The sequence below is a fragment of the Vreelandella venusta genome, from assembly GCF_015689495.1.
Lineage (GTDB): Bacteria > Pseudomonadota > Gammaproteobacteria > Pseudomonadales > Halomonadaceae > Vreelandella > Vreelandella venusta.
This window is the reverse complement of record NZ_CP065135.1, coordinates 111,524-138,252: the sequence shown is the minus strand read 5'-3', so window position 1 is coordinate 138,252 and position 26,729 is coordinate 111,524. Positions and strand designations below refer to the sequence as shown.

The window sequence follows — 26,729 nt, the reverse complement described above, 5'->3', positions numbered from 1 at the left end:
GGTGTTCTGCAGCAAACTCACGCCCGCCCTCCTACGACCGTAGTGACTCGTAACGTACGGTCATCCGGTATTTCTGCTTGAGACATCACCACCAGATGACGCACGCGCCGACGTAAGAAACGCGCTAGCACAGCACGCAGCGAGTGCTGCACAACCAGCACCGGTGCTTCACCGCTACCTTCATGACGCTCCAGGGCCTCTTGTGCCTGCGTCATAAGCGTATCAGCCAGCCCTGGCTCCATCGCACCGTTACCATTCATGGCCTGCATAAGCACTTGCTCTAACTGGGCATCAAGCCCCATCACGTTGAGCGTTTCCTGGCCAGCAAACCACTGCTGGGTAATCGCACGCCCCAAGGCAATGCGCACCAGTGCGGTCAATTCATTAGCATCTTTTTGCTGACCAGCATGCTCTGCCAGGGTATCCAACACCGTGCGCATATCGCGTATCGAGACATCTTCATCCAGCAGATTTTGCAGAATACGCTGCAGTACAGTCAGCGAAATGGCTTTCGGCACCACCTCTTCGACCAGCGACTTTTGATCCTCACCCAGCTTATCAAGCAGCTTTTGCACTTCTTGCCGCCCCAGCATTTCTGGCGAGTGGCGATGCAGCAGGTGATTCAAGTGAGTAGCAATGACCGTGCTGGCATCCACCACGGTATAGCCGTACACCTGGGCGTGTTCACGCTGATTGGCATCGATCCAGATAGCAGGCAAACCGAAGGCCGGGTCTTGGGTGGGCGTCCCCTGTAATTCTCCTGATACCTGACCTGGGTCGATTGCCAGCCACTTGCCCGGCTGTGCATCCGCACGGCCTATTTCTGCACCTTTCATAGAGAGTACGTAGGTATTCGGCGGCAGTTCCAGGTTATCGCGTATATGCACCACAGGAGGTAAGAACCCAACTTCTTGGGCAAATTTCTTGCGCACACTTTTAATTCTGGCCAACAGCTCCCCTTTCTGGCGGGAGTCCACTAGAGGAATAAGTCGATGTCCCACCTCAAGCCCCAGCGTATCAACCAGCTGCACATCTTCCCAACTGGCTTCTGGTGACTCTTGTTGGGGCAGTGGTACTGCGGAAATTTCCTCTTTTAACAACGCTTGCTCTTTTTGGCGAATCAAATACCACGCTAAACCCGCCAGTAAGGCTGTGAAAATCAGAAATACCAGGTTTGGCATACCGGGCACCATACCCAGCAGCCCCATCACCATCGCAGATAGGATCATGACCTGAGGGTTAATAAACAGCTGGCTGATCATTTGCTGACCAACATCTTGGTCAGTGTTGACGCGCGATACAGTCACACCGGCGGCGGTTGAAATCACCAGCGCAGGAATCTGAGCCACTAGGCCATCGCCAATAGTTAGCAAGGTATACGTACGGGCGGCATCAGCAAACCCCATATCGTGCTGCATCATACCGATCAATAACCCACCGATAATATTGACCACCATGATGACCAAGCCAGCCATGGCATCACCACGCACAAACTTGCTCGCACCATCCATCGAGCCATAAAAATCTGCTTCCTGGGCGACTTCAGCGCGCCGCTTTTTAGCGTCCTCTTCACCAATCAAGCCTGCGTTCAGATCCGCATCAATCGCCATCTGTTTGCCGGGCATGGCATCCAGCATAAAGCGAGCGCCCACTTCGGCAATACGCCCAGCCCCTTTGGTAATAACCATGAAGTTGATGATCACCAGGATCAAAAAGACCACCAGGCCAACGGCAAAATTACCGCCGACCAGGAAAGTACCAAACGCTTCGATGACTTTACCGGCCGCATCTCCACCTTGGTGGCCTTCCATCAGTACAACACGGGTCGAGGCCACATTGAGCGATAGCCGTAATAGCGTGGTAAACAACAGCACCGCAGGAAAAGCGGCAAAGTCGAGTGGCTTTTCTGCAAACATGCTGACCAGCAGCACCATGATGGCCAGTGCGATATTAAACGTGAACAGCAAATCGAGCGCGAAGGGCGGCAAGGGCAGAATCATCATGCCCAAGATCATCAGAATCAGCAGCGGCCCTGCGAGCAACTTCATGCGCACATCGCCTATCCAATCGCGCTGATTGATCAACTGGCTTAAGCCTTTCATGGTTGCGCCTCGCTGCCACCGGCATCCCGATTGGAACGTTCCATTTCAGGGGGAACCGATAAATTGTCTGGGGTTGGGGGCACCTCGCCTCCTTGTTGTGCGACCTGCTTCAAGCGGAAAGCCCAAGCCATCACTTCAGCCACTGCGGTATACAGTTCCGCAGGCACTTCCGCGTCTAAATCCACGTGATGATACAGAGCGCGCGCCAAAGGGGCTGCTTCCAGTCTCGGCACACCAGCTTCCAGGCCAATTTCGCGGATACGGGCGGCCACGGCATCGGCCCCCTTGGCCACTAGCCTTGGGGCGCCCATACTACCTTCCTTGTACGCTAGGGCCACCGCATAATGGGTTGGGTTGGTGATAATGACGTCGGCGTCAGGCACTTTACTCATCATCCGCCCTCTGGCCATTGCTTGCTGCTGCTGGCGAATACGCCCCTTGACGTGGGGGTCGCCTTCCGACTCTTTGTGCTCTCGCTTAACCTCTTCCTTGCTCATACGCAGCTTTTTGGCGTTGCTCCAAAGCTGAAAAGGCACATCAATTAAAATAACCACCACTAGCGATAAAACGATCAAGCCAGCGGCTAGCGCCGACATATTCAATGCGGTCGCCAATGCTTGTTGAATGGGCTGATTCATTAGCCCCATGAACTTACCCAGGTTGGCGTACAAAAACGCCGCTGCAATGCCGCCGACCAGGATTGATTTGGCAATCGCTTTGGTTAACTCAATCAACGCCTGGGACGAAAAAATACGCTTTAACCCTTTCACAGGGTTTAGCTTCGACAGTTTGGGCTGCATGGATTTTGCCGAGACTAACCATCCCCCAAGTAATGCCGGAGCAACCAGTGCGATCACCGTCAACAGTAAGAACAGCGGCAGCATTGCAAATAGCGTACGCTGCCCCAGATCCAGCGCATTGACCAGCATCGGGGTACTTTCCATGGCATGACGGCGCTCGAACAAGAAGGCTTGCTCCATCACCATGCCCAACTGGTCATAGAGCATTTGCCCCATGCTCCACAGTCCAAGCACACCGCCGAATAGCAGCAAAAAGGTCGCCAGTTCTCGAGACCGGGGCACTTGGCCCTCTTCCCGAGCTTTTTCTAAGCGTCGGGGCGTGGCCTCTTCCGTCTTTTCCTGATCGCTGTCGTTATCTGCCATGCGGCCATCCGGCGGTATCTTGCGTGGCTTATCATAAATTCAGCCGCCCCGTGGGGCGGCTGAACAAATGCCTATAGTGCCAGATACTGCCTTTCACAATGTCTTAATAACAACGCATTAAAAGCCTAATTCGTCCAATAAGTCGTCGACCTGATCCTGACCCGTGACGATATCAGGCGCATTGTCCTTCACCTGTGGGCCATTCAACAGCTCTTCATTACGGCGTGCGTTGTCATTTTTCCATTGATCTTCTGCCTTACGCTGCATCGACTCACGGGCATGAGCTCCCGGAACGTTATCGATCAGCACTTGCACCAACTGATGCTCAATTTCTCGAATGACATCCATCATCTTTTTGATGACTTGGCCAGTAAGATCTTGAAAATCCTGAGCCATCATAATATCGAGCAGCTCTTTATTGGTCGCGGCCGCAATGGCTGGCACATCGCTTAGGTAGGTGCGTGTCTCTTTTACCAGAGCCTTGGCATCGTCCAACTCTTGGGGTGCTTCAAACCACTCAGCCCAGCGCTTATCAAGCGCTTCAGCACGGTCAGAGAGTTGGTCTTGTAATGGCTGAGCGCGATCAATGGCATTTAATGCACGTTCAGCTGCCTGCTCAGTCATGGTAGCGACGTAATGCAATCGGTCACGCGCGTCAGGAATTGCTTCCGCTGCTTTCTCGATCTCTTTGTCCAGACCCAGCTCTCGCATGTTGTCGCGCAACATGCGGGTCAGTTTGCCGATGCGAAAGATCAGGTCTTCAGCGGCTTCTTCAGATAGCTGGGTAGCGCTATCCTGCTCATGCTGACTCATCGTGTTGTCTCCTCGTTAACCGAGCATTCAGGCGCAGCCGCTTCATTTACCCATCTTATCGAAGATCTTATTTAGCTTTTCTTCGAGTGTGGCTGCTGTAAACGGCTTGACGACGTAGCCATTAGCGCCCGCTTGGGCGGCCGCGATGATGTTCTCTTTTTTGGCTTCCGCGGTCACCATCAATACGGGTAGCTCTTTCAGTGCTTCATCCTGGCGGATCTCTTTAAGCATTTCCAAGCCGTCCAGGTTTGGCATATTCCAATCAGATACGACGAACTCGAAGTTACCCGCACGCAGCTTATTCAGCGCGTCCTGACCATCTTCTGCCTCATCAACATTGGTAAAACCAAGCTCTTTCAACAAGCTGCGAACGATCCGGCGCATGGTGGGAAAATCGTCCACTACCAGAAAACTCATGTTCTTATCGGCCATTGGTTATCCTCTCAATCAAATTATTTCTAACATAATGATACTTATAAAACCGTCCTTAAAACCGTCCTTAGAACAGCTCTTAAAAACAGCTCTTAAAAACAGTTTAAAACAGCTCTTACCCCCTTAAACGCCTAGAACGCTTCCCACTCTTCGTGGTGGCTAGGCTCTGGGGACCGGCGAGGGCTGGGCGCAGTGGCTGCCTGCGGCCTAGCAGTCGGCACGTTTACTTGGCTACTCGCTGGCAGTGCTTGACGCTGCACGCCCTCTTGGCTAGTTAACAAAGCAAAGACAGCCACCGCCTCTTCTAACTTGTTTGCTTGCTCTTCGAGCGACATAGCCGCCGCGGAGGCTTGCTGAACCAGCGCTGCGTTTTGCTGGGTCACTTCATCCATCTGCCCTACCGCTTGGCTGACCTGTTCAATGCCATCGCTCTGCTCCTGAGACGCTGCAGAAATCTCATCCATAATATCGGTCACCCGACGGACAGCCGTCACCACATCAGACATAGTGGTGCCCGCTTGCTCTACCAGGGTAGAGCCTTGCTTGATTTGTGCAACAGAGGCATCAATCAGTGTTTTAATCTCTTTTGCCGCATCTGCGCTGCGGCTAGCCAAGTTGCGCACCTCTCCAGCGACAACGGCAAAGCCACGCCCTTGCTCGCCAGCGCGTGCCGCTTCGACTGAGGCATTGAGCGCCAAAATATTGGTTTGAAAAGCGATAGAGTCGATCACACTGGTGATATCGGCCACTTTCTGGGAGCTGGTAGAAATACCGTGCATGGTCTGCACTACCTGCTCAACCACCTGGCCTCCCTGCTCGGCAGTAGTGGAAGCATCTGCTGCCAGCGTGCTTGCCTGACGCGCATTGTCGGCATTTTGTTTAACCGTGGCCGTCATTTGTTCCATGCTGGCGGCCGTTTCTTCGATCGAGGCAGCCTGCTGCTCAGTGCGTGATGACAGATCCGCATTACCACTGGCTATCTCTCGCGTGCCGTAATGAATTTCACTACTGCCTTCACGAACCCGCGTCACAATCGCCGTCAGGTTTTGCTGCATCGTGCCCATCGCTGCAAAAAGACGCCCCACTTCGTTTTTGCCTGATGCGGGAACAGGCTCCGTTAAGTCAGCCTGAGATATTTTGTCCAGTCGTCTTACGGCATCATTCAACGGCGCGATGACCGTACGGCGTAGAGCGATATAAATTAGCACCGTCACCAATAGCGCAATTGCCACGGCAATCGCATTGACTAGCATAAACAGATCGCCTTGCGCTTCAGCGTCGCCACGAATGCTATCTACCTGCTGAAAACCATGCTGTACAAAAGCAGTGGCGCTATTGGCTAAATTGCTCAAAGGCTCAACCAGCTCGCCGCGAAGCCGATTAAAAGCATTAATGTCCATGGTTTCGAACGTCGCATGCTGCTGTTTGACCAAGGCCAGCACTGCGCGGAAGTCGTCTATCAATGCCTCGCCCAATGCGTCGTTTGTCGTCGCAGCGAAGCGTTCAAAACGCTGTTCGGCACGGCCAATGCGATCCAGCGCAATGTCGACCTGGTCATTGGATTGGCGTGTTTGGCCGACCATCAAAAAGTTGGACGCTGTTTCCATGGCCAGCATCGCTTGGTTAAGCAACGAGTCAGCGCGATTAATCTCGTTGAGCTGGCTATTGCTGATGAGGCTATAGGTTGCCAGGTTAGCCTGGGCATTACGGTCTGCCATAAAGCTAATACCAGCTAACACCACTATCAGCATGACAAAGCTAGCCAACGCGGCAATAACGGCAGAGTGAATACTGATATGACGCAATGAGCGTGTCATTTTTTTGTTCCCCTTTCTTATTGATGCGTAACGGGGTGTTACACCCGCTGAGCACGCCCTGAAGCGGCAATTAAGGCCATTAACCGCGATGGAATATCATCTAACGCAACCACTTCGACTGCTCCCCCGACGGCGATGGCTTCTCTTGGCATACCAAACACCACACAGCTTTGCTCATTTTGCGCAATGGTGGCTGCCCCGGCTTCACGCATCTCAAGAAGACCTGCAGCGCCATCCTTGCCCATGCCGGTCAAAATCACACCAATGGCGTTTTTACCCGCATGTTTGGAAGCAGAGTGAAACAGCACATCGACAGAGGGACGGTGACGATTCACCGGCGGGCCATCATTTAAGCGCACAACATAGTTGGCACCACTGCGGACAAGCTCTAGATGTTGATCACCCGGCGCGATATAGGCATGGCCCGGCAAGACCCGCTCGCCATCGGTGGCTTCTTTGACGCTAATTCGGCACAACCGATCTAGCCGCTCGGCGAAAGAGCGGGTAAAGCCACCGGGCATATGCTGAGTAATCAAGATGGCCGGTGCATTGGCCGGCAGTGGCTCGAGCACTGAGCGAATTGCCTCTGTGCCGCCGGTAGAAGCGCCAATGATAATCAGCTTCTCACTCGACACCATGGGTGCTTTTAGCTGTGTGGGTGGCGGCGCATTTTTATGACGGGCCTGGCGAGGACGCGAGCGGGCAGCGGCGCGCAGCTTGTCGGTAATTTCAGTTGCATACTCCATCATGCCACTGCGAATACCCAAGCTGGGCTTGGCCACAAAATCCAATGCGCCTAACTCTAATGCACGCAGAGTGATCTCTGAGCCGCTCTGGGTCAGCGATGACACCATAAGTACCGGCATAGGACGCAGCCGCATTAACCGTTCCAGAAAATCAAGACCATCCATCCGCGGCATTTCTACGTCCAATGTCAGCACATCAGGATTGTGTTGTTTGATCAGATCCCTTGCAGCAATCGGGTCTGGTGCGACGGCGACGACTTCCATATCCGGCTGAGAGTTGATTATTTCCGTTAACAAATCACGAATCAGCGCCGAGTCATCAACGCACAACACTTTGATTTTGGCTGCGCTCAAAGCACGCCTCCTTTATGACGGTAGCCACCTGTGTGCCATCCCACTCCGCTAAGGCGATTGCCAAAAGGAGTCAACGCACGTAACCGATTTATTTTTTTGCGAGGGTATAAACCGTTTGCCCACGCAGCTTGAATGCATCGCTGATATACGAAAAATTTTCCGAGTGTCCCGCAAACAGTAAGGCGTCTGACTTCATTAGCGGGGCAAACCGTTTTAGTATCTTGGCCTGGGTATCTTTATCGAAATAAATCATAATATTACGGCAAAAAACGGCATCGAAAGGGCCTTTTACCGGCCATTGGGGCGCCAGCAAATTAAGCGGCAAAAACTCCACCAACGATGATACTTCCGGCCTTATACGTGCCAAGCCGGCATGACCACCGGTGCCTTTCTGGAAAAATCGCTTAACCCGCCCTTCATCTAATTTACGTACCTGCTCAAGCGGGTAGATACCGGCACGCGCTTTACTGAGTGCATCGGTGTCAATATCGGTGGCAATGACTTTGGCCTGGGCGGCTTTTGGCCCCAAGGTTTCTAGCAGCGTCATGGCAATCGAGTAGGGCTCTTCTCCGGTGGACGCCGCTGAGCACCAAATAGTCACTGGACTTTGCTGCTTCTTAATGTGCTCAGCTAATAGCGGAAAGTGGTGGGCCTCACGAAAAAAAGCAGTGAGGTTGGTGGTTAAAGCGTTGGTAAACGCCTCCCACTCTCTAGCGTCCGGCTGGCGCTCCAACCGAGATAAATAGTCGGTAAAACGCGTAATACCGTGGTGACGCAGTCGCTTGGCTAAGCGGCTGTAGACCATTTCACGCTTATGCTCCGCAAGCACTATTCCGGCGCGCTGGTAAATCAATTCTCGTATACGCGCAAAGTCAGCATCGGTTAGCACCAGATCACGTTCGATCTGCCCTCCCGATGCCCACTGGCCGACGTCAACTCCCCGCTCGCGTTGGTCGATCAAAATTCTTCCCACTCCTCTACTGCGGCCAACTGCCGCGTGGTTGGCGATGAAGGCGGTTTAGTTGGGCTATCTGGGAGCAGTGCTGGCGACCGAGAAGCAGTCGGTGCTGGGCTAAGCGCTGCTTTTGGCGAGTTCTGATGATTCAAACGAAACGCTTCAACCGACAGGGCCAATAGGCTCGCTTGCTGCTCCAATGCCACGGCGGCGCGCGCTGTTTCCTGAACACGAACGGCATTCTGCTGTGTCGCTTGATCCATTTCGGCAACGGCTTGGTTCACTTCAGCGATACCGTGGCTCTGTTCTGCTGACGCTGACGAAATGTCATGCATGATCTGGGTAACATTGCGCGCCGCGTCGGCCACCTCACTAATTGCTACTTCGGCTCGTTTGACCAGCCCAGCGCCCACATTGACTTCTTGATTAGAACCATCAATCAACACGCGAATCTCTTGAGAGGCGCTTGCGCTTCTGCCGGCTAGCTTGCGCACTTCTTCCGCAACCACCGCAAACCCACGCCCATGCTCACCAGCCCTGGCGGCTTCAACGGATGCGTTGAGCGCCAGAATATTGGTTTGGAAAGCAATCGAGTCAATTACATTGATGATGTCAGTCATTTTTTGCGAGCTTTGGGTAATTCGCTGCATATTCTCGACCAATTGCGACATTAGCTCCCCAGTCTGGGTGACTTGCTTAGCATTATTATCGGCAAGACGACGCGCTTCTTGAGCGTTATCGCTGTTTTGACGCACAGTCGTGGTCATTTCTTCCATGCTGGATGCGGTTTGCTGGAGCGACGCGGCCTGTTGCTCGGTACGAGACGATAGCGCCTCATTGCCGCTGGCAATATCTCGAGCGGCTGGGGTAACCACATTAATACCGCCTTTTACATCGCTGATAATGCTGCTCAAACTTTTCCGCATAGTGTTCAGCGACTCCATCAGCATCCCAACCTCATCCCGCTGGTGGGGGGGCACTTTTGCGGCTAGGTTTCCGCCCGCAATTTGCAAGGTAAAGCGAGACGCGCTTTTAAGCGGCCGAACAATCGAACGTAACATCAGCCCCCCAAGCAGGATAAGCGCCAGCACGCCAACACCTAGTACAGCGGCCTGAGCGCTTAGCATGCGGGTTTGACCTTGCTCAGCATCAGCAGCCATTACCTCCGCAGCCACCTGTTTTTCAGCGATGAGCTGGTTCACCATCGTTGAGAGTTCGCGCCCTTCGTTATTCATCACACTGATGACTGCGTCCAAACCGGTAAACACTTGATACGTGTCTTCTGCTTGCAAGACGGTTTCCGCCTGGAACATGCCATTGTCTAAAAAGCTTTGCAGCTGAGTATTGAAGGAGCTGGCTAGCGCTGTCGTATTGACATCTCGGGAGTAGTATTGCTGCCAAGCGGACTCGATCGTCGCCGCGCTATTGGCAATCATGTCGCCCATCTCGAAGCGCTGTTGAATCAGCTCCATGCGCTCTGGTTCAATCATGGCCTGGCGTGTTTGCGCGATGGTCTGGTCAATTTGCTGTAAGCGAATAACATCTTGCAGGCCATCATGATTTAGCGTCGCTAGCCGCTCTCCTGCGACATTAAGGCCATACAACCCAAGGCCTCCACTCACCAACAGCAGTGCACCAGCGACGACAATCATGCCAACCAATTTAGCGCGCAGAGTATCCAGTCGTATCCGCTTTAAACCTTGAGTTAAGCCTTTCTTGCGCAACTTCCCCTTGTCTAAATAGAGCTGTTTGTTACGGCCTTCACGGATTTCAGCGTAGGCCTGTTCCGCTTGGGCGATCGCCTCTCGGGTTGCCTGCACCCTGACCGAGGCATAGCCAACGACCTGGTCGTCTTCAATAATCGGCGTTACGCTGGCACTCACCCAGTAGTGGTCACCATTCTTGCAACGGTTTTTAACCAGTCCTCGCCATGTTTCACCGCTTTTCACGGTCTGCCACAGGTTTTCAAATGCTGCTGGCGGCATATCCGGATGTCGAATCAGGTTATGGGGCGCACCTATCAGCTCTTCGTACTGAAAACCACTGATCTCGATAAACGCTGGGTTGGCATAGGTAATGCGCCCTTTAAGATCCGTGCGCGAAACGAGAAAATCATCGCTCTGTAGTTCAATTTCACGCTGAGTGACTGGCTGGTTATTACGCATCCGCCTACCTTATTTTTAGTATTGAAGCCGAGGAAGTCATGAGCCTAAACCGCAAGACCTAAAACGCTTCCCACTCATCGACTGCCGTGTTGCGCGCAGGTGTTTTTTTGGTCGCTGTGCTGTGGGCGATAGGTACTGGCTGAAGCGTTTGAGGCCGCATGGCAAACTTTTTCTCTGCCAGGGCAGGCGCCACCTGGAAGCGCTCAACCGCTTCCCTAAGACGTGCCGCTTCGCTCTCTAATTCGTTGGCGCTGCGTGCCGCCTGCTGAACCAACTGGGCATTTTGTTGAACAACCTGATCCATTTGGGCAACCGCTTGATTCACTTGCCCGATCCCGTTGCTTTGCTCTTCGGAGGCAGCCGCAATCTCATCCATAATGTCGTTGACCCGCTGCACCGCGGCGACAAGGTCCTGCATGGTTTTTCCCGCGTGGTTCACCCGTTGGGTACCCGCATCCACTTTGCCAAGCGATGTATCGATCAGCGTGCGAATTTCTTTAGCTGCATTCGCACTGCGGCTAGCGAGACTGCGAACTTCCTGCGCGACAACCGCAAACCCTTTGCCATGCTCACCCGCACGGGCGGCTTCTACCGAGGCATTTAAGGCGAGAATATTGGTTTGAAAGGCAATCTTATCGATCACCGTAATAATGTCGGCAACCTGGTGGGAGCTGGCGCTAATGTCCTGCATGGTTTCAACAATATTGGCAACTTCTTCGCCACTGCGTCTGGCGGTTAGCGTTACTTCATTGGCGAGCTGACTGGCTTGTTGTGCATTGTCTGCATTGTGTCCAACGGTAGAGGCCAATTGCTCCATGCTTGAGGCCGTCTCTTCTAGCGAAGAGGCCTGCTGTTCAGTGCGTGAGGAGAGGTCGTTATTGCCACTGGCGATATGTTGAGAGCGCTCAAAAATCGACGCACCGCTTTGGCGTACTACGCCAACCGTTTCAGACAGTGAAGACTGCATATGCGCCATTGCACTATACAGCCTGCCAATTTCATTATTGCCCGGTGAGGTTATTTGCTGACTTAGATCGCCCTGGGCCATTTTCTCAAAGTAACCGACCAGACGATCCAAGGGGCGCAACACATTAACGGTCACCCCCCATACCACCACCGCGACCGTTACGCCGGTCATAATGACCACGCCAATCAGCACCCAGCGAATGCGCGTCGCAAACTCACTAAACGCCGCTTGCTGCGCCTGCAAATCACTCGATGCCTGCACAATAGCGGCACCGTGGTGGAGTGCATAAAGGCCTATACCACAGGCCACCACCACCAAGGTTGAGAAAGTGGCTAATACCAGCCCCCAACTGAGACGCACGGTCATATTGCTCATCATTTGACGCAGTAGCGGTGTCACACGCATTACTCCAAACACAACCGTAGTAGCCGATGCTATCCGTAGCACCAGAGAGGGCTGTTTTTTTGGCTTAAGAAGGCACTCTCCCTGTGCCCAGTCACACAGGTGTTAGCGGTTGCTGGTGCTATCGACCAAGGCCATTTCTTCGCTGGTCAGCAGCTTATCGATATCAACCAACACCAACATGCGGTCTTCAAGACTGCCTAAGCCGCTCAAGAAATCAGAGGAGAGCGTGACGCCAAACTCAGGCGCTGGCTTGATTTGCTCGGGTGTTAGCGTCATGACATCGGAAACGCCGTCCACCACAATACCAACCACGCGATCGGCGACATTGACCACGATCACAACGGTTTGACCACCGTACTCCACGCTGTCTAGGTGAAATTTAATGCGTAGATCGACAATGGGCACAATGACGCCACGCAAATTGGTCACCCCTTTAATAAAATCAGGGGCATTGGCAATACGCGTGACGTTTTCATAGCCGCGTATTTCCTGAACCTTAAGAATATCAATGGCATACTCTTCTTCTCCCAAAGAGAACACCAAAAATTCGCGATTATCGGCTTCTGCGGCGGACAGCACCGCACCATTGTTTGCCTGGCTCATGACGGCTCGGCCTCCTGGTAATAAGAGAGATGGGGATAACTCACCTGTTTTCCGGCTTCTTTCTTGGCACGGCTTAACCGATGTAAACCTGTAATATCGAGAATTAGCGCGACGCTACCGTCACCCAGGATGGTCGCCGCCGAAACCCCCGGCACTTTGCGGTAGTTATCTTCTAAGTTCTTGACAACCACCTGTTGCTGGCCAATCAGTTCATCGACCAACATGGCATAACGGCGCCCCTCCCCCTGCACGATCACGGCAATACTCTTGGTTGGGTCGGTAATGGCATTTTCCACATCGAGCACTTCATGGATCGCAATGACCGGCAGGTACTCATCGCGCACTTTAAGCACCACATCATCACCCGCCATGGCATACATATCGCCTTTGGCAGGCTGCAACGATTCAAGTACTGTGGAGAGTGGCAAAATAAAGGTTTCACCACCTACCTTGATCGACATACCGTCAAGAATGGCCAGTGTCAGCGGCAACACGATGCGCGTATTGGTGCCTTCACCTTTCTTGGACTGGATTTCAACCCGGCCGCCCATGCCTTGAATATTCCGCTTGACCACATCCATGCCGACACCACGGCCAGAAACGTCGGTGACTTCTTTTGCGGTGGAGAAACCCGGTGCAAAAATCAGCTGGAAGACTTCTTCGTCAGGCATGTTGTCGGAAACGCTCAAGCCGTTCTCACGCGCCTTGGCCAACAACCGATCACGATCCATGCCCGCGCCATCGTCACGCACTTCAATCAGAATATTGCCGCCCTGATGGCGTGCTGATAACACGAGCTTGCCAACACGGGGCTTACCTACCGCTTCCCGCTCATCCGGCATTTCGATGCCGTGATCCAAACTATTACGTACCAAGTGCGTTAGCGGATCGGTAATGCGCTCAACCAGACTTTTATCCAGCTCGGTGGACTTGCCTTCGGTAATCAGCTCAATTTCTTTGCCCAATTTACCGGCGGTATCACGTACAACACGGGGGAATCGGCTAAACACAAATTCCATCGGAATCATGCGGATCGACATTACCGCTTCTTGAAGATCGCGTGCGTTACGCTGGAGCAGGCTCATGCCATTTTGCAGCGAGCTATTGCCAACAGATTGATCACCAAGGTCGCTGACCGTTTGGTCCAGCATCGACTGGGTAATAATCAGCTCGCCCACCAAATTGATGATCTGGTCGACTTTATCTACCGACACACGGATCGAGGCAGACTCGGCGGCCGCTTTTTTGGGGGCGGATTTGGCTGGCTTTTCTGGCGAGGGTGTTTTGTCAGCAGGTTTAGCCACCGCTGGCGCCGCTGGCTCAACACTATTAGGAGGCTCAACACTAGCAGTAGACTCAACAACATCAGTCGACACGGCTGCTGGCGCGTCTAACGCAGCGCTGGCACCTTGGCCTTTTTCAACCGCTGTCTGGCTAATTTCGATCTGCTCAGGCTCGATAATGAAGCACATCACCGCTTCAATATCGTCCGCACTGACGTCACCCGTCAGCGTGACTTCATAACGTTTTTCATCACCCGAGTGGGACTGGACATCACCCAGTTGCTCAAGCTCTTCTACCAGCAGCGTGCGATCTTTTTCGTTAACATTCAGTAGCGCAACCAACAGATGGCGCTCGCTTGGCGCGGGGGATTCGGCAGCCACGGCGCTGGCTGATGGTTTTTTTTCAACCGCTGGCGCGGGGGGCGCTGGTGCATCCAACGTCTGGCCAATTTCTTCTAGCGCGATCTGCTGCAGTGTCTGGCAGATCCGCTCGTAGGCTTCTTGGTTGGGCTCTTCCTCGTTGCGATAGGCATCGAGTTGCTCATGCATGATGTCTTTTGCCTCTAAAAAAGTATCAACGAGGTCGGCTCGCAATGTCAGCTCACCTTTGCGTGCGTGATCTAACAAGTTCTCAAAGATGTGCGTCGTTTTCTGCAACACACTGAAGCCGAAGGTACCCGCGCCGCCTTTTATTGAGTGGGCAGCGCGGAAGATAGCGTTTAGCTGCTCGCTATCCGGATCATCGACATCCAGCTCCAGCAGGTGCTGCTCCATATCGGCCAGCAGCTCTTCAGCTTCTTCAAAAAAGGTGTCAAAAAAATCCGCTATATCCATGCACCGCTCCACATAAACGTCTTAGTGTTGTGATAAGCCCTGCTCATTCGCTTTCATCGCTCTGAGACGCGCTTTGTGGCAGCGCTTCTAAAAGCGCATCTTCCTCAGGCAATGAGGAATCAAAACTCATAACGCCTGGATTACGAATCGCTTCAGCGATTTCTGGCAATAAGACAACAAGCTCAATGCGACGATTAACCGGGTCTGTCGGCGCAGTGTCAGGCAGCCTGACACGATCGGCAAAGCCCGATACGCGCAGCAGTTGATCGGGATCAAGTCCACCCGCAACCAATTCACGCCGAGAGGCATTCGCTCGGTCGTTGGACAGCTCCCAGTTGCTGTAGCCTCGATAGCCACCTGCATAAGGCACGCTGTCGGTGTGGCCGCTGATGCTTAAGTCATTGGGTAATTCGTTAAGTAGCGGTGCCATCGTACGGAGCAGGTTGCGCATGTAGGGAGCCACTTGGTCACTGCCTAACTCGAACATAGGCCGCTGCTCCGTATCGAGCAGCTGAATCCGTAGCCCTTCACGGGTTAAATCAAAGCGCATTTGGCTACGTAGGTGGCGCAGCTCCGGGTCTTGCTCAATGGCCCGCTCAATGCGCTCTTGCAAATCGTTAAAGAAACGCCGCTCCTGAACACTGGGACGGCTATGCTGCAGGATATCAATCCGAGCTCGTTCGCCATCGGTGTGGGTCGGGTCTGGGCCGCCGCCTGGAATCACCTGGGTGCTTCCTGACCGATCGCCACTGGTCATTGCCGAGATCAATGGCGTACTGAAGTACTCTGCAACACTGCGACGGGTTTCTTCGTCGGAAACACTTAAAATCCACATGACCAAAAACAGCGCCATCAGAGCTGTCATAAAGTCAGCAAGGGCGATCTTCCACGCACCGCCATGGTGGGCATGCACCACTTTTTTGCGCCGAATAACAATCGGACGCTTATCGCCCCCCTTACTCATGCATTACCGCCCTTTTTAGCGTCGCGAACGTACTCTTCAAGCTCTGCGAAGCTGGGACGTTCGGTGCTGTGTAATGCCTTCCGACCAAATTCGACAGCTAACTGGGGAGCATAACCATGCAGGCTAGCCAGTAGCGTGACACGGATACACTGGAGCATTTTTTCTGCTTCTTTGGCTTGCCGCTCGGCATAGCTCGCAATTGGGCTGATAAACCCATAGCCCATTAAAATCCCCAGGAAGGTACCTACCAGCGCCATGGCAATCATTTGTCCCATTTGTTCAGGGCTGGCATCTGCGTAGGTCAATGCTTTAATAACCCCCATTACCGCGGCGACGATCCCGAACGCAGGCATTGCATCACCTACTTTGGCAATCGCATCAACGGGAATATGGGCTTCCTGCTCAAATACTTCGATTTCGTGAAGCATTAATTCATCGATTTCCATCGGTTCCATGCCACCACTCACCATCAACCGCAGATAATCGGTTAAAAAATCCATAATATGAGGGTCTGCAAGCACCGTGGGATGCTCTTGAAACAGCGGGCTGTCCTGGGGGTTGTCAATGTCACGCTCAATGCCCAACATCCCCTCACGACGCACTTTAGAGAGGATCTTGTATTGCAGCGCCATTAACTCCATATACAGTGCTTTATTATATTTTTTGGTGCGCTTGAGCCGGGGAAGTATTTTAAACGTGGCTTTAATCGCTTTGCCGTTATTGGCAGCAATAAAAGCGCCAACGCCTGCACCGCCAATAATCAGCAGCTCCAGGGGTTGGAACAAGGGGCCCAAGCTACCGCCTGCCATCACATAACCGCCAAAGACAGATAGCAGTACGACCAAATAACCCAGAGGAATCAGCACAAGCAGTGTCCTTGCGGTATCAGTTTTATCTCATAGGAGCGCGATTGCCGTGTTTCAAAAAGAAGACACAGAAAAGTCCCGCTCCACGCGTTTCTTAGCCATAGCATACGCAGGCGTAGGCAGTTCTAATGAAAAAGTACCCACCCCTTTTGGTGCTATCTATGCGTTAAAGACGCACTTTTTTGGTTATATGCTTACCCGCTGTGGGTAAGACAGTTTTAATCTTTCATAGCCGCGCCTTGCGCGTTTTGCCGGCTCGCGAGGGAGGCTGACAAATACCACAAACATAATCATGAGTGGGGCTATGCGCATGCGCGACAAAGTGCCCCCCACAGCGCGTGCACCTGTTGAGTTGCAACAAGTCACTTTCAAAAAACCGTACCAGTGTCCACGCCCGAGTAAGCCCAAGCACCGGCTCAACGTTTTCGAGGTTTATCTGCTCTTCATACAGGCGGTAGGCTTTGACAAAGGCATCAATACGCTCGCAACAGGTATTATTTTGAATACTGTTATAAATGTTATAAAACAGCGACGAATGCACGTTTGGCAGCCACGTCACGAACCAGTCCGCTGAAAAAGGCAGCATCCCCTTAGGCGGCGACATCCCGCGCACTTCTTTGTACAACTTAATCAAGCGCGTGCGACTTAGGTCTGTCTCGGTCTCTAGTACTTGTAAACGTGCACCCAATTCAATCAGCTCAATGGCCAGTTGCACTTGGTGCATTTCATCAACCAAGCTTTTCTGACTCACTCTGACTCTCCTACCGGAAACACCTCAAACTCTTCACAAGCCGACAACAAAGAAGCATGTAACCCTGAAAGACCTTGATCCCGAGGGTTATGAGTAATTTTGCGCAGTTGATGGACGCTCGTTTGGCTTAGCCGGCAGATCAGCTGGTTATTGCGCGCCAGTTTCGTCAACTGCCGAGCATTCAGAGACACCAGCAGATCGGCAAGCTCGCTGTCTACCTTTAGGCGAAACATCGCTGCCTCTCGGTCTTCGACCAACAAACGCTGCGCGAGAAGTAAATACGCTAAATTAATTTCTTGAATTTCATCGAGAAAGCTTGTTTGACTCATAGTGTTCCATCGAACGACATGGGCGTTTCGTTATGGCTTTATACTGACGCCTTAAAGGTTTTTAACATTCCTCTGTCATGGTTACATACAACGTTTGTATTGGCTACCAGCGCTCTTGACGAGGAATTAACCCTTCTTCGGATAACTCAAAAACCCATACAAGAAGCTCTGCAATCACCTGATATAAATTTGCCGGAACCTCAGCATCGAGATCTAACTGCATCAGCAGTGCTACAAGCTCAGGTGCATCGTGCACATAAATACCTTGGCGCTGAGCCTCCGCCATAATCCGCTCCGCCAGCTCGCCGTAACCCTTTGCGATCACTCTCGGTGCCTGATCTCTGTCTTGATAGGCTAGCGCGACAGCTTGGCGACGATGTTCACCCGAGGTCGTCATCATGGCCCTCCAAGGCGGCATAATGTGCTCGCACCTGAACACTGCGAAAATCTAACGCCTGCAGACGTTTTTCTAATCGCTCACTGCCCAGCTCTAAAGACTGGTATGTCGACGCCGTATCTGTGGTTAGATCGATGCTTAACGCTGACTGGTAAAGCCTGATGGAGGCGCTGAACGCTCCCAGGTTAGGCACGTCGAGCTGCATATCTGACTGCCAGACACCATCCTCCTCCGCCTCTTGCTGGGCGCTTTCGCGCTCCCCTTCCCGAGTGGGCATATGAATGACTAATGCCATGAAAATACCGGCCCACACATCCCCTTCCCAGCGAAGAACCGGCATCACAAGCATATCGAGCTGCTGACGCACTAAGCTCTGCAAACTTTCATGCACAATCTCACGGCCACCGCGCGCTAGCGAACTCTCTTCCATCGCCATATCAATGCTGACGGCAGCGCTTGCAGAGACATTGGCAGACACACGCTCAGGCTGTGCGCCTGTTGGCAGGGTATTACCTGGCATAAGCGCGGCAGGGCGGATCAAATTAGCTTGCTCACTTGCCACAGGTATCAGCAGCGAATTCGGCAATATGGCAACGTTTGTATGACTTTTCCCTAATGCGGCACTTGGCGCAAAAGGAGGCATTACAAACGAGGCCATACTGGCAGGCAACATTACTCGCGAACCTGTCTGCATCTGCGGTTCTCGCAGCAACTGCTGCCGGGAAAACTCGCCTTGAAACCATCGCTTCAAATGCGACTCGTAAAACAGCCCGCTATCCCGAATGCTGCCTTCTAACCGACTCGCCAGTGCCGTCGCAGAGGGCGCTTCCGCCGATCCCATCAGCGGCGCCTGGGGGCGCACCATTGCTGGTGGCGCAGGAAAACGCAACAAGACATCGGCGATGGTGCGCGCCGCTGGGCTAAAGTGAGTTTGCGTTGAGCCTAGTAGTGGATTGGCTGTCTCTCCCTTAGCGGCGGGCAGCCGTTGCCCATCAAGCGTAGATGGCAGACGCCTAAGGTCATCAAGAGGTGACGATAGCGGGCGCCCATCCAGGCTTGCATCGCCTTGCAGTGCGCGCGGCCCCTCACCCGGTGGCACTGGCTGCACGGGCGCGTTAAGAGGACGCTGGGACAGCTCGCCCTTACGCCCAAGCACTTGGTGCATGAGCGTATCAATAAGTGGCGTAATGCCACTCACGTAGCTTCCTCTTCCTGATCGTTATCGAAAAGCGTCGCATTCGCTTGCTGAGGCGCATAAGCACGATGCAAACTTCGTTGACGTTGAGAAACACCTATCAGCTTGCCTAGCTCATCTCGCCTAGCCACCAAACGGCGACGAATTTCAACATCGTGCTCAAGAATGCTTTCCAGTAACTCTGTTTTTTGCCTCCGGCCATCATCATCAAGCACGGTCTCTTCATCATGTTTACGCAACGCTTCAACGGACATCACATAGTGAGTACGTTGTTCGATAAGCTCTGCCCACTGCTCCGCATTCGCGAGCTCGTGCATTTTTGTCACACAGATGAGTAGCTTGGCGTACGCTTCAATAAGCGCTTGCTGGGCATTTTCACGAGCAGTTTCAGAAGCCGACATGCTTTGCCTCACGCACTTTGCTGTTGACCGATTTCACGCCATGCAGAGGCGATGTCTTCAAGCAAACGTTCTGCTTGGTTGAGGCTGTCTTCATCATTTCGAAGGTTTGCGGCTAACAATAAACGGGAAATGTAGTCATAGAGAGAAGCCAAGCGCTCAGCAATATCACCGCCCTTCTCTTGATCCAGCGCAGCAACCAAGCCGTTGTTAATAATATCCAGCGCCTTGGAAATCGACTTTCCTTTTTCGGCCGTGTGACCTGCCTGCATATGAATACGCGCCGCACGGATGGCCGCCTGAGCACCATCAAACAGCATTACAATAAGCTGATGAGGATCAGCTGACATAACGCCGCTTTCCACGCCAACGCGGGCGTAGGCATTGGCACCTCGGCCATAAGCGGCGCCACCGCGAGAGTATGTCATAAGCGGGCTCTCCTTTATTAATGTGAGTAACAGCCACACAAGCAGCGACGCGCGCTGTTCCACGTTAACTGTTTCGCGTTCAAAATCGAGTTTATTGGCTCGGCTATAACTCTTATCGGCGCCTGACTAATAGACTTTAATGTTTAACTTACTTTTCGCTCAGAAAGTTTCGCTCTCTTTGCCAAGCAGTAAATGGCTATGTAGACACCGCTACTTCACGCATTGGCTTACCCAGCCTTTCTAGAACGTCACCCCGCAGCGTATCGCCCAACGTTTCACGCATGGGTGACGTCGCCTGGTGAGTCAGCACGACTTCAGCCGGCGCCCCCTGTGCATCAAGGCGAACAATCCAAGCCATTTGCTCGCTGGAAAAATGCGCCAGCGCCCCCACCGGCAGGGGCTTGAAATGCTCGATGTAACGCTTGGTCCAGCGGGGATCAAATTGATGAGGATGGCTCAACAAGTGACGATAAATTTGCTGCACCGTTTTAGCGGGCCGGTCAGCTCGATCACGGCGCATCGCCTCTATCACATCGACCACAGCACTCGCCTTGGCTAGCTCGTTAATATCACTACCGGTTAAGCCATCAGGGTAGCCACTCCCATCCAGCCGTTCGTTAATACCGCCAATCACCGCTTGGGCAACGGCAGTAGAAAGCCACTGACAGTGCTGAAGACGATCTAACAACAACGCCACATGCTCGCTCATAGCTTGGCGATGAACGGCTTCGAATTGCGGCGCTTTGAACAGTATTTGCGGAACGAGGGCTTTACCAAGATCATGCACTAAACCACTCGCTACAATCGCTTTGCGCACATCACGGGGCATATTGGCACCCACTAAATCGAGCAAGTGCACGGCGACTGCAATCCCATGGCGAACGAGAAGCGGCTCCGGCGACATGCAGCGTGTCGCAAATAGCAGTGCTTCACGGTCCTCTTCATGAAGCAGCAAAAGGCGGTCGGCATTACGCGATAGTTGGCGAGAATCGATGTCGCTGCCTTGCTGCAAAAGCAGCAGTTGAGCATCCAAATAAGCCGCTACTTTCACCAAGCGCCGCGCCATGGGTGTTGCATAGCGCCGAATATCACGCCGCCCAACATGCTCCCCCCCTGCCGTACGTTTGCCAGGCTGCTCGAATAGCGGCGATGGCTGACGATCATCCTGCACTTCTTTTTTATAACGGGCGGCTTCGCGCTCGATTTCACAGACAAAATACCAAATTTGCCGCTCTTGCTCCGAGGCGCAGTTCATAAAACGGAAGCCTACGCGCAATAGGTGCCGCTCAGGATCGGTTTTTTGATGGCGCGGAACGCCCTGCACTTCAAAATACGTGCCATCTGGAAACGTAAAAGCCAGCGTTAGCGGCAGGTCAGCATCAGCCAACACCCCACTAGCAGTCAGCGGCAGCTCTATCTGGCAGCCATCCTGGGAAAGATCGCGCAGCTCTCCGTAAATCCTATCCTCGCCTTCGCCACATATTGAAGCGGGCACGACCATGCCTAAACGCAGCTCAGCGCGAAACGATTCGCGACGCTGGAGCACCTCCAGAGTCGCCGGATAGTCGCTACAACATAAAAAGCGCCCACCCACATGGCGGGTTTCGGTTAACGACAGAAACGGCGTGCGCACCACTTTGCCCTGGGAGTAGCCGCGCAGGAAAAAAAGCTCACCTTGCTGTAAGCAATCTAGCAAATGATCGACCGAGGATAAGTCCATCACTAACGTCTTGCCGGCGTACTGCTCCATCAACACGATAGGTTCTGGGCGCGCATCAGCGGAGGCCAAACAAAGCGACACTCCGCCACCTTCGATCATGGTATTTAACAGGGAGCTTACTGCGGTTGGACTGGTAACTCTTTCATATTCATCTTGTTGGACTGACATTCTCGTCTCGCTCGCTACCACGTTGTTATTACGTCACACCCACAAAAAGGCAACAGAGCCTATCAGCAGCTTTTGGGCTGCCGTTTTAACGACCACACCCCTTCGCTATACAACAATAAAGTTTTTAGCCTCCTTGCCGATAACAGTGAAGAGGCCTATTGCTACGATTCGATGGCCTTACCACCTTATTGCCACCACGCCGCGTGGCTTTTTTCTAAAGGATTCCGTCTATGGGCCCCTTGTTAATTGATGAGCTAATCTCGATAGCAACAACTCCCTACCCACCAACACTTTCCCAATCAGCCACCCCAAACACATCGTCACCGCAGACGCCTGGCGTCGTAGGCGTTGACGGAGAACAGCCCGAACTCCTCAGCGTAAGCAAAGAGTCGCTTACGGCACCGATACAGCGGATCAACGAAGCCTTTCGGCCACGGGGGTTGGAGTTTGAGCTAAGCGAGCAATCCGGGCGCGTCATTACGAAAGTCATCGACCGCGAAACCGGTGATGTTATTCGTCAAATACCCGCCGAAGAGGTGTTGCTCGTCGCAGAGCGACTGGGAGAGTTACAAGGACGAATTATTTCTCTAGAAGCCTGATCGAGCGATAGGAGAGGTTACTTCGTCATGGCCAGTGATCTCTCTTGCTTACACTACCAGCCAGTTAATTCTTCACTATACTCACTAGCGCTTGTGGCTCATTTTTTTCGACGCCAACGAATAAATGCTAACTAGACCTGCATATTCATTACGTCGCGATAGGCCGTTACCAGGCGATTACGCACTTGAAGGCCCATCTGAAAAGCAACGCTCGCTTTCTGCATGTCGACCATCACGTCGTTCAGTTCAACATTCGGTTCACCTGCCTGAAAAGCCGTCGCTTTTGCGTTAGCAGCCTGCTGTAAGCGATTGATACGCTGAATAGACGCCTGCAACTCACTACCAAAACTGCCCTGACCCACCGCCGTGGCAATATGCTCACCCTTGATCGGCTGGGCTGCCTGGGTAGCTAAACCTTGCATTTGCTGTAGCGTTGACTGTATGGCAGGTGAACTCATAAGTACGACTCGTCCGGAGGAAAGTGGAGTAATACCAAAAGCCTATCACTGGTAGCACAACACTCATACGTACAAATACGCATTAAAAGCCAACCTGTTCGTTCATTTATGCTCGACCTGCCCCAGGATAATGGCGTCCATCACAATTCCGCTTCATCTTTTTAGCGGATAATCGCGATTGACGGATATTAGCCTATGCCTTCTTTGGTGATGCGCCTGAGCCGTCATCAGTTTTGCCTGTCCTCGTGGGGGCACGCATGAGCGAAACTGGTGCTACGGCAGGCCGTCAGAACAGTACGACACAAAATGCCCCCCGCAGCGGAACGGCAGACAATGACACCAAAGGCCTCTCAACGGCTCAGCGCACGTTAAAACAGCTACGTGGCAACCCGTTGGTTGTGCTGCTGATCGCGGCTGCAGCGTCTATTGCGATTGTTGCTGCGCTTTTCATGTGGGCCAGCAGCCCTGAGTATCGGGTGCTGTATAGCAACCTGAATGAAGCCGATGGTGGGCGTATCATTGCGGAGCTGGATAGCCGCGGCGTTCCCTATCAATTCAGCCAGGGCGGCCAAGCGCTGTTAATACCCAGCGATCAGGTGCACACGCTAAGGTTACAACTTGCTGAGCAAGGGCTCCCCCGTGGCGGTAACCTGGGCTTTGAGCTGATGGAGAATCAAGCCTTTGGTATCAGCCAGTTTGCTGAACAAGTTAACTTTCAGCGCGGCCTTGAAGGCGAGCTGTCTCGCTCTATTGAATCACTAGGCCCCGTCGATAAGGTTCGCGTTCATCTTTCGATGGCCAAGCCGTCGGTCTTTATTCGTGATCGTGAGCCAGCCAAAGCGTCCGTTGTACTAACGATGTTGCCTGGGCGTGTGCTGGGCGAGGGGCAAGTTAGCGCTATTGTCCATATGGTATCCAGCAGTGTTCCTGAGCTAGCTCCGGAAGACGTCACCATTGTGGATCAAAATGGTCGCCTGCTTTCGTCTACAGCGTCACAAGGCAACGACCTGGACGGCTCTCAGCTGGCCTACATCGCAGAAGTCGAACGCTCCTATCAGCGCCGTATCGAAAATATCCTGACCCCCATCCTTGGCAATGACAACGTACGCGCCCAGGTAGCGGCACAGATCGACTTTTCTCGTCGTGAACAGACCTCTGAGCGCTACGCCCCCAACCAAGCCCCCAATGAGTCCGCGATTCGCAGCCGTCAGCTTAGCCTGTCGTACGATGGTGAGGATCCTCTGGCGACAGGTATTCCAGGGGCATTAAGCAATACCCCGCCCGGTGTTGCGCCATCACCAATCAATCAGCCCGACGCGGATGAAGAGGATGCCGAAGTACCTGACAACGCCTTGCAGAACCTGCGTCAAGATGACGTGGTGAACTATGAAGTTGACCGCAGCATTGAACATATTCAGCACCGCCTTGGCCAGGTAGAGCGCCTATCGGCAGCGGTTGTCGTGAACTTCCGTCAGGTTATCAATGACGAGGGCGAAGCAGAGCAAGTCGCCCTAAGCCCAGAAGAGGTTGCTCAGTTGGAGCGCTTGGTTCAACAGGCCATGGGCTTTTCGCAAGCGCGTGGCGATCAGGTGGAAGTCGTCAACACGCCGTTCGTCAGTGTCGATGACAGCGCGTCTGACGTCGCTTGGTGGCAACAGCCGGAGACGCTGTCGATTGCATCAACCTTGGGCCGCTATCTGCTTGTCGCCCTGGCAACGCTATTGCTCTATTTGCTGATTCTACGGCCACTGATCAAACGCTATACCCAGCCACCGGTGATGGCTGCCGCCATGCCTGGCAGTACGTTTAGCGCCAGCGTTGGAGGCGAAAGCGAAGAAGATGAGCAAGAGAACGAGGCATCTGCGTCTGGTGAAGACGACGATACCTACAGCAATAAGCCCAAACGGCGGCGCAAAACCTCGCTGTACGAACACAATCTTAACGACCTGCGTGAAATGGCCCAGGAAGATCCCCGTATGGTCGCAATGATTATCCGCAGCTGGATGAACACTCATGAGTAGCCCGATTGCCGAGATGACCGGTGCACGCAAAAGCGCCATTCTCTTGCTTGCGCTGGACGAAGATAGCGCGGCGGAGGTCTTTAAGTACCTCAGCGCCAGCGAAGTACAAGACATCAGTCTGGAAATGGCTCGCTTGCATCAAGTCTCACACGAAGACATGAAAGCAGTGCTGGAAGCCTTCCATAAAGAAAGCGAAGAGTTTGTGGCGCTAAACCTCAACTCTAGTGAGCATATTCGTTCGGTACTTACCAAAGCGCTGGGGAGCGAACGTGCCACCAGCCTTATCGAAGATATTCTCGAGACCACGGGCGGCAACTCCGGCATTGATGCACTGAATCTCATGGAAGCCTCCATGGTGTCTGAGCTGATTCGTGACGAACACCCGCAGATTATCGCCACTATTCTGGTTCATCTGGACCGCCACCAGGCGGCCGATATTCTTGAGCTGTTTGAAGAGAAGTTGCGTAACGATGTGGTATTGCGTATCGCGACGTTCAGCGGCGTTCAGCCAGCCGCACTGCAAGAGTTAACAGAGGTGCTGACCAGCATGCTGGATGGCCAAAACCTCAAGCGCAGCAAGATGGGTGGCGTAAGAACGGCCGCCGAAATTCTCAACTTAATGAATTCGTCTCAAGAAGAAGTCGCCATCGAAACCGTGCGCTCTCACAGCGAAGACTTGGCGCAAAAAATTATCGACGAAATGTTCCTATTCGAGAACCTACTCGACCTGGACAACCGCGCTATTCAGATGGTGCTTCAAGAAGTCGAAACCAACTCTCTGGTGGTGGCCCTCAAGGGTGCTCAGGAGGCGTTGGTCGACAAGTTCCTACGCAATATGTCCCAGCGAGCTGCCGATCTTGTTCGCGAAGACATGGAAGCCCGAGGCCCTATTCGCGTTTCACAGGTAGAAACCGAGCAGAAAGCTATTTTGCAGGTAGTGCGCCGCTTAGCGGATTCCGGTGAAATCGTCTTAGCTGGCGGGGACGATGAGTATGTCTAACGCCAAAACGCCTGAATTTGACCGTCACGGTAGTTGGCGACGCTGGCAAATGGATGAGTTAGCTGAGCAGACCAGCGACTCACAAGCGGACGGCATACCAACGCCTTCCGCCCAGCAACGCAAAGTCGCGGCAGCCAAAAAAGCAGCCGAGCAGGCACGCCAACGTGAAGAGCAGGAACGCCAGGCGCTTTACGAACGCGTTCGCCAAGAAGCTGAGGAAGCGGGCTATCAGGATGGTTTAGCCCGAGGCCATCAAGAAGGTATTGAACAAGGCCTTCGCGAAGGGCGTGCCCAAGCAGAGAGCGAGCTTGAACAACACATACGCAAAACCGTGGCGCCCTTACGCTCACTGGCAAAACAGTTTTCTGATGCACTAGAGCGTATTGATGAGACGGTGGCACATGACCTCGCCGAACTCGCGCTGGCAACCGGCAAGCAGTTAGCCGCAGATGCGCTACAAGAGCGTCCTGAGCAAATTCTTGAGGTCGTTCGTGAGCTGCTCCACACCGAGCCACCGCTCGTAGGCCAGCAACGTCTTTGGCTTAATCCGCAAGACCACGCGCTGGTTAAAGAGCATCTCGGTAGCGAGCTACAAGCAGCCAGTTGGTCACTGCAGCCAGATGATCAGCTCGCACGTGGCGGATGCCGGATCACCAGCGCTCAAGGAGAGCTGGACGCGACGTTTGAAAGTCGCTGGCAGGCAGCTGTTGCCCAGTTACGCAAACGCCATCACAACAGCGACTCCCCATCCTCTACCCAGTAACACAAAGGTAAATGCACACGTTGATGAAACAGG

25 protein-coding genes are annotated in these 26,729 nt (G+C 53.2%); 4 read left to right on the top strand and 21 right to left on the bottom strand.

Annotation, left to right across the window (positions count from 1 at the left end; genetic code table 11):
* Window positions 1-17: 17 nt before the first annotated feature.
* The 20 genes from flhA to IR195_RS00515 all read right to left on the bottom strand — a co-directional run bounded on the left by flhA (window position 18) and on the right by IR195_RS00515 (window position 21,855).
* The gene (flhA, locus tag IR195_RS00610; RefSeq protein ID WP_125744854.1) at window positions 18-2,102 is read right to left on the bottom strand and encodes a flagellar biosynthesis protein FlhA; all 2,085 of its coding nucleotides are present in this window, start codon (window positions 2,100-2,102) and stop codon (window positions 18-20) included.
* Window positions 2,099-3,265, bottom strand: coding sequence for a flagellar biosynthesis protein FlhB (gene flhB, locus IR195_RS00605; protein ID WP_171880224.1), 1,167 nt, complete (start codon window positions 3,263-3,265; stop codon window positions 2,099-2,101). Before flhB ends, flhA begins: the two co-directional genes overlap by 4 nt.
* 117 nt (window positions 3,266-3,382) lie before the next feature.
* Window positions 3,383-4,078 carry a protein phosphatase CheZ gene (cheZ, locus tag IR195_RS00600; protein ID WP_206048503.1) on the bottom strand — a complete coding sequence of 232 codons (696 nt, stop codon included), beginning with the start codon at window positions 4,076-4,078 and terminating at the stop codon, window positions 3,383-3,385.
* 42 nt (window positions 4,079-4,120) lie between these two features.
* Window positions 4,121-4,510 carry a chemotaxis response regulator CheY gene (cheY, locus tag IR195_RS00595; protein ID WP_125744849.1) on the bottom strand — a complete coding sequence of 130 codons (390 nt, stop codon included), beginning with the start codon at window positions 4,508-4,510 and terminating at the stop codon, window positions 4,121-4,123.
* A 131-nt stretch (window positions 4,511-4,641) separates the two neighbouring features.
* Window positions 4,642-6,327 (bottom strand): methyl-accepting chemotaxis protein, encoded by a 1,686-nt coding sequence (locus IR195_RS00590; RefSeq protein WP_206048502.1) that lies wholly within the window; start codon window positions 6,325-6,327, stop codon window positions 4,642-4,644.
* A gap of 38 nt (window positions 6,328-6,365) precedes the next feature.
* Window positions 6,366-7,427 carry a protein-glutamate methylesterase/protein-glutamine glutaminase gene (locus IR195_RS00585; protein ID WP_089040054.1) on the bottom strand — a complete coding sequence of 354 codons (1,062 nt, stop codon included), beginning with the start codon at window positions 7,425-7,427 and terminating at the stop codon, window positions 6,366-6,368.
* A gap of 88 nt (window positions 7,428-7,515) precedes the next feature.
* A complete protein-coding gene (locus IR195_RS00580; RefSeq protein ID WP_125744845.1) occupies window positions 7,516-8,388 on the bottom strand; it encodes a CheR family methyltransferase in 873 nt (290 codons plus the stop codon).
* A complete protein-coding gene (locus IR195_RS00575) occupies window positions 8,385-10,547 on the bottom strand; it encodes a methyl-accepting chemotaxis protein (protein WP_146943076.1) in 2,163 nt (720 codons plus the stop codon). Before IR195_RS00575 ends, IR195_RS00580 begins: the two co-directional genes overlap by 4 nt.
* A 58-nt stretch (window positions 10,548-10,605) precedes the next feature.
* Window positions 10,606-11,919 carry a methyl-accepting chemotaxis protein gene (locus IR195_RS00570; protein ID WP_206048501.1) on the bottom strand — a complete coding sequence of 438 codons (1,314 nt, stop codon included), beginning with the start codon at window positions 11,917-11,919 and terminating at the stop codon, window positions 10,606-10,608.
* A gap of 102 nt (window positions 11,920-12,021) precedes the next feature.
* Window positions 12,022-12,522 carry a chemotaxis protein CheW gene (cheW, locus tag IR195_RS00565; RefSeq protein ID WP_125744839.1) on the bottom strand — a complete coding sequence of 167 codons (501 nt, stop codon included), beginning with the start codon at window positions 12,520-12,522 and terminating at the stop codon, window positions 12,022-12,024.
* A complete protein-coding gene (gene cheA / locus IR195_RS00560) occupies window positions 12,519-14,639 on the bottom strand; it encodes a chemotaxis protein CheA (RefSeq protein WP_146943079.1) in 2,121 nt (706 codons plus the stop codon). Before cheA ends, cheW begins: the two co-directional genes overlap by 4 nt.
* Before the next feature lie 43 nt (window positions 14,640-14,682).
* Window positions 14,683-15,603, bottom strand: a complete 921-nt coding sequence (motB, locus tag IR195_RS00555) for a flagellar motor protein MotB (RefSeq protein ID WP_125744834.1) — start codon at window positions 15,601-15,603, stop codon at window positions 14,683-14,685.
* Window positions 15,600-16,469 (bottom strand): flagellar motor stator protein MotA, encoded by an 870-nt coding sequence (gene motA / locus IR195_RS00550; protein WP_125744832.1) that lies wholly within the window; start codon window positions 16,467-16,469, stop codon window positions 15,600-15,602. Before motA ends, motB begins: the two co-directional genes overlap by 4 nt.
* A gap of 226 nt (window positions 16,470-16,695) precedes the next feature.
* Window positions 16,696-17,220, bottom strand: coding sequence for a flagellar transcriptional regulator FlhC (gene flhC, locus IR195_RS00545; protein WP_125744830.1), 525 nt, complete (start codon window positions 17,218-17,220; stop codon window positions 16,696-16,698).
* On the bottom strand, window positions 17,217-17,549 hold the full coding sequence (flhD, locus tag IR195_RS00540) for a flagellar transcriptional regulator FlhD (protein WP_125744828.1): 333 nt from the start codon (window positions 17,547-17,549) through the stop codon (window positions 17,217-17,219). Before flhD ends, flhC begins: the two co-directional genes overlap by 4 nt.
* A 103-nt stretch (window positions 17,550-17,652) precedes the next feature.
* The gene (locus IR195_RS00535; protein WP_125753376.1) at window positions 17,653-17,946 is read right to left on the bottom strand and encodes an EscU/YscU/HrcU family type III secretion system export apparatus switch protein; all 294 of its coding nucleotides are present in this window, start codon (window positions 17,944-17,946) and stop codon (window positions 17,653-17,655) included.
* On the bottom strand, window positions 17,930-18,151 hold the full coding sequence (gene fliK, locus IR195_RS20585; RefSeq protein WP_423250120.1) for a flagellar hook-length control protein FliK: 222 nt from the start codon (window positions 18,149-18,151) through the stop codon (window positions 17,930-17,932). Before fliK ends, IR195_RS00535 begins: the two co-directional genes overlap by 17 nt.
* Before the next feature lie 989 nt (window positions 18,152-19,140).
* Window positions 19,141-19,542 carry a flagellar protein FliT gene (gene fliT, locus IR195_RS00525; protein WP_146943083.1) on the bottom strand — a complete coding sequence of 134 codons (402 nt, stop codon included), beginning with the start codon at window positions 19,540-19,542 and terminating at the stop codon, window positions 19,141-19,143.
* An 8-nt stretch (window positions 19,543-19,550) separates the two neighbouring features.
* Window positions 19,551-19,967, bottom strand: a complete 417-nt coding sequence (gene fliS, locus IR195_RS00520) for a flagellar export chaperone FliS (RefSeq protein WP_125744821.1) — start codon at window positions 19,965-19,967, stop codon at window positions 19,551-19,553.
* A 196-nt stretch (window positions 19,968-20,163) separates the two neighbouring features.
* On the bottom strand, window positions 20,164-21,855 hold the full coding sequence (locus IR195_RS00515; protein WP_206048500.1) for an HD domain-containing phosphohydrolase: 1,692 nt from the start codon (window positions 21,853-21,855) through the stop codon (window positions 20,164-20,166).
* Between the two features lie 230 nt (window positions 21,856-22,085).
* On the opposite strand from IR195_RS00515, the gene IR195_RS00510 reads away from it, so the two are divergent.
* Window positions 22,086-22,454 carry a flagellar protein FlaG gene (locus tag IR195_RS00510; RefSeq protein ID WP_206048499.1) on the top strand — a complete coding sequence of 123 codons (369 nt, stop codon included), beginning with the start codon at window positions 22,086-22,088 and terminating at the stop codon, window positions 22,452-22,454.
* A 131-nt stretch (window positions 22,455-22,585) separates the two neighbouring features.
* On the opposite strand, the gene fliE is transcribed toward IR195_RS00510, so the two are convergent.
* Entirely contained in the window at window positions 22,586-22,912 is a 327-nt protein-coding gene (gene fliE / locus IR195_RS00505) for a flagellar hook-basal body complex protein FliE (protein ID WP_125744815.1), read from the bottom strand.
* A gap of 257 nt (window positions 22,913-23,169) precedes the next feature.
* Between fliE and fliF the strand changes: the two genes are divergently transcribed.
* From fliF to IR195_RS00490, 3 genes are read left to right on the top strand one after another with little or no spacing between them, the layout of a single operon-like run.
* Window positions 23,170-24,933, top strand: coding sequence for a flagellar basal-body MS-ring/collar protein FliF (gene fliF, locus IR195_RS00500; RefSeq protein ID WP_206048498.1), 1,764 nt, complete (start codon window positions 23,170-23,172; stop codon window positions 24,931-24,933).
* Window positions 24,926-25,933, top strand: a complete 1,008-nt coding sequence (fliG, locus tag IR195_RS00495; protein ID WP_089040071.1) for a flagellar motor switch protein FliG — start codon at window positions 24,926-24,928, stop codon at window positions 25,931-25,933. The genes fliF and fliG overlap by 8 nt, the downstream gene beginning before the upstream one ends.
* Window positions 25,926-26,696 carry a flagellar assembly protein FliH gene (locus IR195_RS00490; RefSeq protein WP_206048497.1) on the top strand — a complete coding sequence of 257 codons (771 nt, stop codon included), beginning with the start codon at window positions 25,926-25,928 and terminating at the stop codon, window positions 26,694-26,696. Before fliG ends, IR195_RS00490 begins: the two co-directional genes overlap by 8 nt.
* The last annotated feature ends 33 nt before the right edge of the window (window positions 26,697-26,729 follow it).